The 12800-nt window shown below is 72.8% G+C and carries 8 protein-coding genes and 2 pseudogenes; 4 read left to right on the top strand and 6 right to left on the bottom strand.

The features are described 5' to 3' along the window. The first annotated feature begins 185 nt into the window (after positions 1-185). Positions 186-1571, top strand: coding sequence for an alkaline phosphatase PhoX (locus MMA15_RS23305; RefSeq protein WP_241062041.1), 1386 nt, complete (start codon positions 186-188; stop codon positions 1569-1571). A gap of 217 nt (positions 1572-1788) precedes the next feature. Here the strand turns inward: MMA15_RS23305 and MMA15_RS23300 are convergent, their stop codons facing one another. Both MMA15_RS23300 and MMA15_RS23295 read right to left on the bottom strand, forming a co-directional pair. Continuing rightward, a complete protein-coding gene (locus MMA15_RS23300) occupies positions 1789-2457 on the bottom strand; it encodes an ABC transporter (RefSeq protein ID WP_241062040.1) in 669 nt (222 codons plus the stop codon). Next, positions 2454-3338, bottom strand: coding sequence for an ATP-binding cassette domain-containing protein (locus MMA15_RS23295; protein ID WP_241062039.1), 885 nt, complete (start codon positions 3336-3338; stop codon positions 2454-2456). Before MMA15_RS23295 ends, MMA15_RS23300 begins: the two co-directional genes overlap by 4 nt. Before the next feature lie 161 nt (positions 3339-3499). Here MMA15_RS23295 and MMA15_RS23290 point away from each other — a divergent pair, with 161 nt between their 5' ends. From MMA15_RS23290 to MMA15_RS23280, 3 genes and pseudogenes are all read left to right on the top strand, one after another. Further along, complete coding sequence (locus MMA15_RS23290; RefSeq protein WP_241063409.1) at positions 3500-4180, top strand: aminoacyl-tRNA hydrolase; 681 nt, start codon at positions 3500-3502, stop codon at positions 4178-4180. 196 nt (positions 4181-4376) lie between these two features. Then, positions 4377-5751: pseudogene (locus tag MMA15_RS23285) on the top strand (MbnB/TglH/ChrH family RiPP precursor modification enzyme). Between the two features lie 300 nt (positions 5752-6051). Beyond that, complete coding sequence (locus tag MMA15_RS23280; RefSeq protein ID WP_241062038.1) at positions 6052-7713, top strand: alpha/beta hydrolase; 1662 nt, start codon at positions 6052-6054, stop codon at positions 7711-7713. An 87-nt stretch (positions 7714-7800) separates the two neighbouring features. Here the strand turns inward: MMA15_RS23280 and MMA15_RS23275 are convergent, their stop codons facing one another. The 4 genes and pseudogenes from MMA15_RS23275 to hemG form a co-directional block, all read right to left on the bottom strand. Continuing rightward, positions 7801-8670, bottom strand: a complete 870-nt coding sequence (locus MMA15_RS23275; protein WP_241062037.1) for a terpene synthase family protein — start codon at positions 8668-8670, stop codon at positions 7801-7803. A gap of 295 nt (positions 8671-8965) precedes the next feature. Continuing rightward, a pseudogene (locus tag MMA15_RS23270) lies at positions 8966-10075 on the bottom strand (terpene synthase family protein); the annotation flags it as partial. 309 nt (positions 10076-10384) lie between these two features. Beyond that, positions 10385-11161, bottom strand: a complete 777-nt coding sequence (gene hemQ, locus MMA15_RS23265) for a hydrogen peroxide-dependent heme synthase (RefSeq protein WP_241062035.1) — start codon at positions 11159-11161, stop codon at positions 10385-10387. A gap of 4 nt (positions 11162-11165) precedes the next feature. After that, a complete protein-coding gene (gene hemG, locus MMA15_RS23260) occupies positions 11166-12719 on the bottom strand; it encodes a protoporphyrinogen oxidase (protein ID WP_241062034.1) in 1554 nt (517 codons plus the stop codon). Between the last annotated feature and the right edge of the window lie 81 nt (positions 12720-12800).

The raw sequence follows: 12800 nt of genomic DNA, 5'->3' as shown, positions 1-12800 counted from the left end.
GGCTCCGCGACCGGAGCACCGCCGGACCGATGCCGAACCCGTGCGGGCGAGCGGGCAGGCAGTCAGGGCAGGCGGTACCCGGCCGACTCCGTACGCGCGTAGACACCGCTGTCGTGGCTAGTGCTCGTACGCCCGTCCGCATGGTAAACACACCTGGTATCTGCCCGGCCGACAGGGAGTTCCGTATGACCACACGACGTCAAGTGCTGGCAAGATCGGGCGCGTTGGGAGCAGGCATCGCCTTCTCAGGTGCCCTTTCGGAATTGTTCACGGGTACCGCCGCCGCCCAGGGCACCGGAGGTCGTTCCGGCTACGGGCCGCTGGTGGAGGACCCCGACGGCGTACTCGATCTGCCCAAGGGATTCAGCTACAAGATCCTCTCCCGCGAGGGCGACGACCTGCGTTCCGGAGAGGGCAAGGTGCCCAGCCACTGCGACGGTATGGCCGCCTTCGCCGGCCCGACCGGCCACGGCCACCGGACCGGCTCGACCTGGCTCGTACGCAATCACGAGAACCGCATGGACGCCGAGCACCGCGTCCCCGCGGTCGACGGCCTCACCTACGACCCCGCGGCGCTCGGCGGCTGCACCGTCCTCGAACTCGACCGGCACAACGAGGTCCGCCAGGAGCGCGTCGGCATCGCCGGCACCTCCACCAACTGCGCGGGCGGGCACAGCCTTTGGGACACCTGGCTGACCTGCGAGGAGACGGAGTTCAAGGCCGGCGAGGAGGGCTACACCAAGGACCACGGCTTCATCTTCGAGGTCGGCTTCCGCAACGACCGGCCCACCTCCACCGAGCCGCTGAAGGCGATGGGCCGCTTCCAGCACGAGGCCATCGCCTTCGACCCGCGCAACGGCGTGGTGTACGAGACGGAGGACGCCTTCGAGAAGCCGTTCGGGCTCTTCTACCGCTTCCTGCCCGAGAAGCCGCTCGGCGGCTACGGCTCCCTGCACGCCGGCGGCAAGCTCCAGGCGATGCGGGTGCCGGGCGTACCGGACCTGTCGGTGGTGCAGGAGCCGGGCACGAGCTTCGAGGGCATCGAGTGGATCGACGTGCCCGATCCGCTCGCGAAGGAGACCGCGATCCGCTTCCAGGACTTCGGCAAGGGCGGCATCACGCACGCCCAGAAGCTGGAGGGCTGCTACTGGGGCGGCAAGTCCGTCTACTTCGTGTCCAGTTACGCCAAGAGCGAGGAAGGCTCGAAGGCCGACCACTACGGCCAGATCTGGCGCTACGACCCGAAGCACAAGAAGCTCACGCTCGTCATCGTCTTCGGCCCCGACACGGATCTGAACCTGCCGGGCGAGGAGCCGGACAACATCTGCCTGGCGCCCAGCGGCGGGCTGATGGTCTGCGAGGACGGCGAGGGCGCGCAGCACGTCTTCGGCCTGACCAAGGAGGGCGCCGTCTATCCGATGGCGCGCGGTCGGCAGAACATCGGGACGCCCGAGGAGCCCGCGTGGGGCGAGTTCGCGGGCGTGACCTTCTCGCCGGACAACCAGACGATGTACGTCAACTGCTACGACCCGGGCACCACGTTCGCGGTGACCGGCCCCTGGCAGCACTGACCGGTCCCTCGCAGCACTGAGTACGGCGGCGGGCCGGGCACGGTGCCGAACTGCGCACGGTGCCCGGCACGTTGCGCCGAGCAGGCTCCTCCTCCGAGCACTGCACAGAACTGCGGAACTCCCCGAGCGCACAGGGGAGTTCCGCAGTTCCGCGTCCGGCGCCGGACGTTCGCGCACACCCGGCGCCGCGGGCTCTCAGGCTCTCTCCGGCGCGCGCTCAACTCCGCCTGGACGCCTGGCGGCACGCGAATCCCACCGCGATCGCCGCGACGCCCAGCGACAGCACCGCCGGAACCAGCGGCAGCGTCACCGTGCCGGTGTGGGAGCCGGTCACCAGGCCCGAGACCGCGGCGTTCGCGGGAGAACCGCCTGCGACCAGCACCAGCAGCGCCGCCAGCATGGCGGACGGCACGGCCAGGCCCGTGCTGCGCAGCACGGGCCGGTTGCACAGCGCGCCGACCGCCGTGCCGAACAGCGCGCAGGCGGCGATCGCCAGCAGTCCGGCAACGGCCGCCCGGGGCACCGGTATCGGCACATGCCCCTCCGAGCTGCTGGGGTCGCTGACGGCGACCGCGTACGCCGTGGCCACCGCGCCCAGCACACAGGCGGCGAGCAGCGCGGTGAGCACCGCGGCCAGATGGACGCGGCCAGGGCCCGCGGCGGCTGCCGTGCAGTGCCGGGCGGCTGCCGGTTCGCCGTCCACGCAGACACGTACGAACCATGCCGTGACGGGCAGCAGCGCCGCGGCCGAGTAGCCGAGCGAGTCCAGCAGCGGCCTGCCCCACTGCACGCCGACGCCCAGGAACGCCACGTAGAGCAGCAGCGGCGGCAGCCACCGCTGGGAACGTACGAGCAGTTCGGTCTGGTACGCGATCAGGGCCTTCACCGGGACGCCTCCTCGACCGCGACGGAACGGATGTGCCAGTGCCCGGCGAGCAGCCCGCGCAGCAGCGCGTCGGAGTACGGGGCGGGGGCGGTCAGCACCGTCGTGCCGTCGGGTGTCTGCTCGGTACGCGGGGAACCCGGAAGCCCGGAAGGGAGGGCGACGCCGGGCGGGCCCTCGGCCTCGATCCGTACCTGCGGCCCGGCCGCGGGCACACCGCCGTGCCCTGGCGGCACCCGGCCGTCGACCTCGTGCAGGCCGCCGCCCTCGATCCGGTACGTCACGTCGGGCGCGCCGGCCAGCCGGGCCGGGTCGTGGTCGACGAAGACGACGGTGCCGCCTTCCGCGACGCGCTCGGCGACCGAACGGTCAAGCACTGCACGGGCGTTCAGGTCGAGCCCCGTCCATGCCTCGTCGAGCACCAGCAGGCCGGGGCGGGCCATCAGCGCCTGGGCGACGGCGACCTTCTGGCTGCTGCCCTTGGACAGTTCGGCGAGGGGCGTGCGCGCGTAGGCGTCCGCGCCGAAGCACTCCAGCCATCCGCGTGCCTCGTCGGCCGCCGCGTCACGGCGCAGCCCGTGTACGCGGCCCATGCGGGTGAGGTAGCCGAGAACCGTCAACGGCATCGCCGCGGGGAAGCGTTCTGGCACATAGGCCGTCGGCGGGCGGCCGGTGATGCGGCCCGCGCTGGGTGCGTCGATCCCGGCGAGCAGCCGCAGCAGCGTGGACTTGCCGCTGCCGTTGTCGCCCTGCACGCGCACCAGTTGCCGCTCGGACAGCGAGAGGTCGACGCCGCGCAGGACCCAGCCTCCCCCCGGTCCCTTGCCGGTCCCGGAGACGCCCCCGCGCCGGCCGTAGCGGCGGCCGACTCCGTCAAGTCTCATGACAGTCGACAGTAGCCGAGGGCTGGCAGACTGGCCGGGTGACCGAGGAACGAGGGGACGTAAGTGCGGGCGCGGGGCGGGACTTGGGCGGAGGCTCGGGAGAGGCCTCGGCGCAGGGCTCGCCAGGGGGCCGGGCGTACGGCTCGGAGCCCGCGGAATCCGTGGAGCACCGACTCCCCGACCGGACACAGGAGTTCGCGCTGCCGCTGGTCGTACGGCTGGAGCGGACCGCGCCCCCGGAACGCACCGACGCTCTGGAGACGGCGGCCCGCGCGGTCCTCACCCTGCTCGCCGACGAACGCTCCTCGGACGGGGGCGAGTGGGCCGGGCGGGTGCGGATGTGGGAGGACAGCGCGATCCGCAAGGTGGTACGCCGTGCACGCGGCGCCGAGTGGCGCAGGGCGGAGGCACTGCCCGGGATCACGGTGACGGGAGGCACTGCCGAGGTCCGGGTCTTCCCGCCCGTGCCCGTGGGCGACTGGCCCGGAGACCTGGCGCGGTTGCAGGTCTCCGGCACCGAACTCACCGATGCGCGGCCGCCGTCGGCCCCGCCGGGCGGAGTGCCCGTGTTGTGGCTGGCCCCGGGTCTGGAGATGTCGGCGGGCAAGGCGATGGCGCAGGCGGCGCACGGCGCCCAACTGGCATGGTGGGAACTGCCGGACGCGGCGCGGTCGCGGTGGCGTGACGCGGGCTTCCCGCTCGCCGTACGCACGGCGGACGGCGAGGCGTCCTGGTCCCGGCTGCTTCGCGGCGGGCTTCCGGTCGTACGGGACGCGGGGTTCACCGAGATCGCGGCGGGCTCGGCGACGGTGGTGGCCGACCACAGGGCGCTGCCGACCTGAGGAGCGGCGGCGCAAGGTCGAGGTCGGTCAAGGCCGGGCCCGGAAACGCCACCTGCCTCGCCGGAACCTCAATTCCGGCTCTGAACACGCGGCAGTGTGGGTTCGTCCGCCCCTTACGTGGCAGGAGCGAGGAAGCAGGAACCGCTGTGGGCGGCCGGGCGGGCCGACGGGGAGACGAAAGACGGGGAGGGCGCGCATGGGCACGGCAGACACCCGGGTGCGGCTGGGCACCGGCATCGGCTGGCGGCCCGAGATCGCGGACGGAATCGAGGCACTGCCGGGCATCGACTGGGTCGAGGTGGTCGCGGAGAACGTCTGCCCGCATCCGGACCATCTCCCCGACGGGCTGCGGAGGCTGCGCGAACGCGGCACGACCGTCGTACCGCACGGCGTCTCCCTCGGGCTCGGCGGCGCCGAACTCCCCGACCCCGCACGGCTGTCGGCCCTCGCCGAGCGCGCCGAGGCGCTGTCCGCGCCGCTCGTCACGGAGCACATCGCCTTTGTGCGGGCAGGCGGGCCGGGCACGGACTCTCCGCGCATGGAGGCGGGCCATCTGCTGCCGGTGCCGCGTACCCGGGACGCCCTGGACGTGCTGTGCGAGAACGTACGCATCGCACAGGAGTCACTGCCCGTACCACTCGCTCTGGAGAACATCGCGGCCCTGGTGGCCTGGCCCGGCGAGGAGTTGAGCGAGGGCGACTTCCTGGCCGAGCTGGTGGAACGTACCGGCGTGCGGCTGCTCATCGACGTCGCCAACCTCCACACCAACCACGTCAACCGCGGCGAGGAGCCCCGCGCCGCGCTGGACCGGCTGCCGCTGGACGCGCTGGCGTACGTACATGTGGCGGGCGGCTTCGAACGTGACGGGGTCTGGCACGACAGCCACGGCCACCCCGTCACCCGTCCCGTCCTGGACGTGCTCGCACAGCTACGTGCCCGTACGGAGCCGCCGGGCGTGCTGCTGGAACGGGACGAGAACTTCCCGCCGTTGAACGAACTCGCCGCCGAACTGGCCGCCATACGCGAGGTGTTGGACGGCCCCGGCGACCCCGGCCCGGGGTCGCGCTCCGTCGGGCCCCGCACGGAGGAGCTGAGCGCCCATGCCCACGGCTGACGGCACGGCTGCCGCCGCCTCCGCCCGTGGCGGCACTGACGCCGCGAGGGAACGCCTCGCCCGTGCACAGAGCGGGCTGCTCGCCTCCCTCGTAGCGGGAGCGCCCGATCCGGACGGCTTCGACCGTGACCGGCTGGAGGTGCAGCGCCGCGCCCTGGCGGGCAAGCGAGCGGACGTGGTGGCGAAGGTCGCGCCCGAACTCCCCGTGATCCTGGGCGAGTCGGCATTCCGCTCGCTCTTCGTCGCATACGCACGCACCCGGCCCATGACCGGCGGCTACCGGCGTGACGCGCTGGACTTCGCCGCACACGTCCTGGACGAGGGCTCCGCGGGCGGCCGCAGGGCGAGCCGCAGGCTGCTCATGTGGTGGCGTGAGCGGTCCGGGCCGGAGCCGCTGCCGGACGGCCGGGTGCGCCGCATGCTGCACCTGACGCGGGAACGCATCCTCAGCCGCTGACCGCACGCCCGGCACCGCCCGGCACCAGGGGCCCGTACGCGCGAGGGCGCCGGTTTTCGCACGACCGCGCCCACGCTCCCCGCTTCGGGCGCATCACCCCCGACATCCCCGGTGGGTCCTTTACTTCGCCAACTCCCTTGCGCAGCATGCGAATCGCGGTCTCAGTCACACACCGCACACGGGTGCTCACTCAAGGTTCCCATCCTCAACCGGCCGCCGACCGCAGGCCGCAGGCCATTCGGCCACCACCCGCCCATCCCCGGGTGCCCGTCCGACATCACGACAGGAACGAGGCACCCCGTGCGCTCAGTCGCCTTCTACGGCACGCTCGGTGCGCTCGTCCTCAGCGCCGGTGCCGCCGTACCGTCCGGCACCGGCACCCCCACCGCACCCGGCGGTCTGCCGCTGCCGCTGCGTGAGGCACGCGAGGCCGTAGGTACGGCGGTCGCCGCCCGGGCGGCGGCGGTTACGGGCATCGACTGGGCGAGTTGCCCCGAGACGGAGGAGCTTCCCGGATACGCCGAGTGCGGAGAGGTCTCCGTCCCCGTCGACTACTCCGCCCCCCACGGCCGGAAGCTCACCCTCACCGTCAGCCGCAAACGCGCGACGGGCCCCGCCGCCGAGCGGCAAGGCCCCCTGCTCCACAACCCCGGCGGCCCCGGCGCCGACAGCATGGACTTCCCCCTCCACCCCGTCGTCCGTGCCGGAGTGTGGAAGAAGCTCAACCGCGCCTACGACTTCGTCGGTTACGCACCCCGCGGCGTCGGACGCTCCGCCCCGCTCCACTGCCGTCATCGCGAGCACACAGAGACGACGGCGGCAGAAGCCACACAGCCCGGGGGCACGAAGGGGCGGCCGGGCGAGAAGGAGGACGTGGGGCGGCCTCCGCAGGTCCCGTCCGATGCGTACAAGCGGGAACTGCGCAGACAGGCAGCCGCGTTCGCGAAGGCGTGCGCCCTTCGCAACGGCGGCGCACTCGGGCACTTCACCACGGCCGACAACGCCCGCGACCTCGACGTGCTGCGCTCCGCACTGCACCGCGAGAAGCTCGACTACCTCGGCACGTCGTACGGAGGCTATCTCGGCGCGGTGTACGCCACGCTCTTCCCCGGCCATGTGCGCCGCCTCGTACTGGACAGCGTCGTCGACCCACGCCCCGGGCGGATCTGGTACGGCGACTCCCTCGCGCAGAGCAGGGCATTGCAGCACCGCTGGGAGGACTTCACCTCGTGGACCGCCCGCCACCACTCCGTCTACGGCCTCGGGCGCGGGCCGCAGGCCGTGCAGCGCCGTTTCGGCCAGGCGCTCGCCGCATTCGACGGCGGACAGCCGGGCGGCCGGGCCTCGCGGCAAGTGCTGCGCGCCTATCTCGCCGCCGGCCGCGGCGAGGAGAGCTGGCCCCGACTCGCCCTGGCGCTCGCGGAGTTCCACAGGGGCGACCGGCGGGCGCTGAAGCGACTGGCCGCCTCCGGTCCGCGCCCCTCCACCGAGCAGGACAACAGCGACTCCGTCTACAGCGCCGTGCAGTGCTCCGAAGGGCACTGGCCCCGGACGTGGTCGCGCTGGGACCGCGACCACACCGCGATCGCCCGCGTCGCGCCCTACCTGGCGTGGGAGGGCGTGCGGGCCGATCTGCCGTGCGCGTACTGGAAGTCCAGGCCCTCGCGCCCCGTCGACGTGCATGCCTCCCCGGGAAGGCTGCCGCCCGTACTCCTGCTCGCGGCGGCCCGCGACGCCGTCACACCGTACGAGGGCGCGGTCGAGACCTGGAAGCGGCTGCCTGGCTCCTCCCTCGTCACCGAGAACGGCTCGGGCACGCACGGCGTCGCCGGAGGAAACCGCTGCGCCGACGCCCACCTCGCTGCCTATCTGCTGACGGGCGGGACCCCGGGCCGCCGGGCGGAGTGCCCCGCGCGGCCCGCGCCGAGGCCCCTGCCGGGACCCGCGAGCACCCGCCCCTGAGCCGCCGGGCCCCGAACCGCCGACTCCCCGCGTGCCAGCCCTGGTTCCTGTTCCTGCGTTCCTGTCTCCTGCGCTCCTGCGCTCCTGTCAGATCGGCTGGCCCCGCCCGGCGAGGGTCCGCGACGGGCTGGCAGCCGCCGTGCCCAGGCCGGTGGGGCCCGCCAGGCCACCGGCAGGCCGTGTCTTCAAGCACCGGCGCCGGGAGACCGTGTAGCGCTGAGTCGCCGGATATCGGGGCGGGGCGCCGAGGTACCAGGCGAGCCCGCCCGCGAGCCGTTCCTCCAGACTCGCGATATACGCGTGGACCCGGCGACGCTCACCGTCCGGCATGGCGAACTCCTCGATCACGGCCGGGACTTCCGTGCCGACGATGCGCCGGAACTCACGGGTGCGCAGTTCGACGAGGTCGCCGACGACGTCGACGGCGTCCTGGAGGGAGCAGTCCAGGAAGTCCTGTACGACCGCGACGCCGTTGTTGAGCTCCTCCTCGTGCTCGATCTCCTTGCGGTACGAGTAGACGTCGTTGCGCAGTCCCTGGATGTCGGCGGCGGCCTCACGCAACCGGCATACCGAGCGGTGCTCACGGAGGGCCGCGGGCAGGTCGCGGCCCATGGCCGACCGGCAGTACTCGGAGCCGAGTTCACCCGCTGCCGACCGGCGCCGCATCTCGACGTAGTCGACCGGATCGGGAATCCGACCGTGCAGGGTGTTGGCCAGTTCCCAAAGGGCCGAGCCGACGAACGCACAGCAGGCGTCCCGCAGACGGCGCCGGTCGGCGGGGGCGAGGTCCGGGGCGGTGCGGGCCCACACATCGGCGAGGGCGCGGTCCACGGGCCCGGCCGGAGCGGGGCCGGGGCCGCCGTCCAGCGGCATCAGATCGCGTTGGTACTCGACGTACATGCGCAGGCCCGCGTAGTCATGGCGCTTCTTGAAGGCGTCCACAAGATGGTCGTCCATCGCCCAGGCCCAAATGTCCCACTCCACGGCCGACTTGAGCTGCCGGCGGGACGCTGCGGGATTGCACAGCGCGGTGAGCACGCCGAACTCGCAGGCGTCGAAGTACGCCGCGTCCCAGGGACCTTCGGGACCGACCAGCCCCATGGCGTGCGCCCACGTCTTCGCGTGTTCGCGTGCCTCGTCGAGGTGGGGGTTGACGCGTACGGGGAACGCGGGCGCGAACTCCGGGACCAGGTAGGCGGGCACGGGCTCCGCGGTCAGCCTCATGGCACGGCCCCGCCGGCTCGCCCTCCGCCGCGGCCTCGTTGCGCAGCGAGACGGGGATACGTGCGGCCGAGGTGCCGAGGCCGCGCGGCCCTGCGGAGAACCGGCCGGAGGGTGCCTGCCCTCGCGTCTCCCCGTTCATATAGCGGCTGGAGCGCAGGTGCCATTCGTGGCCTCCGGCCTGCCAGTCCTGAAGCCCTTTGACATACGCCAGTACGCGGGCACGCTCGGCCGGGTCCAGGGCGTACTCCTCGAAGAGCGGCGGGAGTTCGGCCAGCGCGGTGTGCTCGAACTGGTGGAGCCGTGAGGTGATCAGGTCGTTCACACGCTCGGCCGCCTCCTGCAAGCCGCAGCCCAGGAAGTGGTGGAGGACCAGCACGGCGTTGTTGATCTCTCCCTCCTCCTCGGACTCCCGCTGGTAGGAGAAGATGTCGTTCCGCAGGTGCACGCCGTCGGAGAAGGCGTCCTTGAGTACGGCCAGCGGCCGGGTCCTTGAGACCTGCCGGGGGATCGGCGCGTGCATCGCGTACTCGACCAGGCCCGCCGACCACGGTGCACCGCCGACCCTGCGCCGGGTCTGGATGTACTCGACGGGATTGGGCACGCGCCCCTCGTCGATGTTGGACAGCTCCCAGATCGACTCCTCCAGCAGGTCGAGCGTGTCGGCGGTGAACCGCTCGCGCCAGTCGGCGTCCATGTCCACAGCGGTGCGCGCCCACAGGTCGGCCAGGCCGCGTTCGACGGGGTTGACCGGTTCGGGTATGCCGCCGGCGGCGGGGTCCGGCGGCATGAACGCCGACAGCCTGGCGAGGTAGCGCCGCGCGCCCGCCATGTCCCGGGTCCGTTTGAAGACCTCCAGGAAGTGGTCGTCGAAGTAGAAGACCCACACGTACCAGTCGGTGACCAGGTTCAACTCCCGGGCCGGTGCGTCGGGATGGGTGTAGGCGCACAGCAGCGCGTAGTCCATGGCGTCGAATGCGGACTCGCTCCACACCTCGGGCGTCTCCGGGTCGCGGGGCGTGCCGAGGATGCCCGTCTCGTAGGCCCAGCGCTTGGTGTGCGCCCGTGCTGTCTCCAGACCGGGATTCAGCCGGGCGGGATACGGCGTGTAGAAGACCGGCAGTTCGAACGGCTGCGGCAAGGCAGCGCCCCCTTCTCCGTGATGCCGGACGCTCCCAGCGGCCCGGCATGGGCCCGGCCCTCGCGTCCTCGTCGGCGCGGGGCCTACCCACGGCGGGCCCGGTCATGGAACGCCGGACCCGCATTCACGCGAAAGGGTGATCACGTCCGTCGACGAGCGGGGCGAAGCGGGGCCGGGAGCCGCCGAACTCCCGGCCCAGCCGGGCCTGGTCAAGGCCCTGGGGCGTCAACACACCTTCGTGGGCCGGGGGTTGGCGATCGCCACCTGGCCTGGGCAGGACCCACCGCCCCCACGGAGCGGCGGTCCGCCCTACACCAGGCCAGCCAGCAGCTCCGCGACCGGCTTGCGCCGCCCGGTGAAGAACGGCACCTCTTCCCTCACGTGCAACCGCGCCTCGGAGCCCCTCAGATGACGCATCAGGTCGACGATGCGGTGCAGTTCGTCGGCCTCGAAGGCGAGGATCCACTCGTAGTCGCCGAGGGAGAAGGCGGGCACCGTGTTGGCCCGTACGTCGGGGAAGCCGCGGGCCATCTTCCCGTGGTCGGCCAGCATGCGGCGGCGGTCCTCGTCAGGCAGCAGATACCACTCGTAGGAGCGCACGAACGGATAGACGCTCACATACGCCCTCGGCTCCTCGCCCGCCACGAACGCGGGCAGATGCGACTTGTTGAACTCGGCGGGGCGGTGCAGCGCCATGTTCGACCAGACCGGGTCCAGTGCGCGCCCGAGCCGTGTGCGGCGGAAGCGGTTGTACGCGTCCTGCAACGCGTCGGAGGACTCGGCGTGCCACCAGATCATGAGGTCGGCGTCGGCGCGCAGCCCGGAGACGTCGTAGGTGCCGCGCACCACCACGTCCTTCGCGGCGAGCTGCGCGAACAGCTCCTCGACCTCGTCCGCGAACGCGGTGCGGTCGTCGGGGAGTTCGGCACGCAGCCGGAAGACCGACCACAGGGCGTAGCGGACGACCTCGTTGAGGTCCTTGGCCTTCTTGCCCGCGTTGGGGGTCTTCTCCGGCCTGTTCGTCGAGTCGGGCTTGGCAGGCGAGTCCGGCGTCCCCGCCGGCTCCGGCTCCGGTGCAGCAGTCATGCCCCTATTCTGGCGCGCTGCCCGCGGCGGCCCGCGCCAGGGTCTGCTGGATCTCCCCCGCCGCCCGGTGGCCGCTCGCCACGCACGCCGGGATGCCGACGCCCTCGTACGCAGCTCCGCAGACCGCCAGGCCGCGGGTCTCGCCCAGCGCCTCACGGATACGGGCCACGCGGGCGGCGTGACCGACCGCGTACTGCGGCAGTCCGCCGTCCCAGCGGCTGACCCTCCGGTCGACCGGACGGGCGCGCAGCCCGAACGCGGCCTGGAGATCGCGCAGCGACAACTCGGCCAGTTCGCCGTCCTCGCGTTCCAGTACGGCCTCCTCGCCGTAGCGGCCGACCGAGGTGCGCAGCACGAACAGCTCCGGGTCCTGCGCGGCCACCCACCCCCACTTGTTGCTGGAGAAGGTCGCGGCCTTGATGCCGCGGCCCTCGACGGGCGGCACCAGAAAGCCCGTTCCGGCAGGCACCTCTTCCAGGTCCGCGCGCCGGAACGCCATTGTGATCAGCGCCATCGACGCGTATTCCACCCCGCGCAGCTCCGCCGCCGCCGCGGGCACCTCCTCCGCGAGCAGCCGTGCGGCCTGCGGGGCGGGTACGGCGAGAACGACCCCGTCGGCGTGCAGCGTCTCGCCGCCCTCGGTGACGACGAACCACCGGGCGCCGCCGCCCCGTCGGGGACCGGAACCCCCTTCCGAGCCGGAGCCGGAGCCGGTGTGGGAACCGGAGCCGGTGTGGGAGCCGGTGCCGGTGTGGGAGCCGGAGCTACGCAGGACGGCCGCAGCGGAACCGGCCTCGTCCCCGTCACCACGCGCCGAGCGCACGCTCCGTACGGGAGCGCTCGTACGGATACGCGCGCCCGCAGCGCGGCATGCGTCCGCCACCGCGCCCGGCAGCCGTCCGACACCGCCCCGTACTCCCATGAACACGGGCGACCCGCACGGCTGCGCGAGCGCCTGCTCCTGCAAGGCCCGCACTCCCTCCAGCAGCGAACTCCCGCCGCGTGCGGCCTCGTAGAGCTGCGGCACCGCGGCACGCATCGAGATCCGGTAGGCGTCGCCCGCGTACACGCCGCCGAGCAGCGGCTCGACCAGGCGGTCCACGACCTCGCGTCCCAGCCGTTCCGCCACGTACTCGCCGATCGCGGCGTCCTCCCCGATCTCGGTACGCGGCAGCACGGCGTCCTGCCCGGCGCGTGCCACGCCCTCCTCGGAGAGCAGGCCGCGCAGCGCCTCGGGGTCCCCGGGCACGCCCATCACATGGCCCTTGGGCATCGGGCACAGCTCGCCGCGCGACCAGATCGCGGCGCCCGCCGCGGCCGGTGCCCGAAGGTCCTGCCCGAGTCCCGCCTCCGTAGCGAGGTCGACGCCCTCGGTGCGGCGCGCGAGCATCGACTCGGCGCCCAGGTCGACGGCCGTGGTACCGGCGATGTCGCCGGCCAGCAGCTTTCCGCCCAGCCGCGCCGACGCCTCCAGTACGGTCACCGAGGCACCGCCCGTGGAGAGCCGCAGGGCCGCGGCGAGCCCCGAGACGCCGCCGCCGATCACGATCACATGCATGTGTCCATCGTCCCAGCGCGGGTACCGCACGGCGTAACCAGGGCAACGGACAGCGGGCGACGGGCAACGGACCGCAGGCCC

It is taken from the genome of Streptomyces marispadix (assembly GCF_022524345.1).
GTDB classification, from domain to species: domain Bacteria; phylum Actinomycetota; class Actinomycetes; order Streptomycetales; family Streptomycetaceae; genus Streptomyces; species Streptomyces marispadix.
Note: the sequence above shows the minus strand (reverse complement) of the source record. Positions and strands in the feature narration are given on the sequence as shown.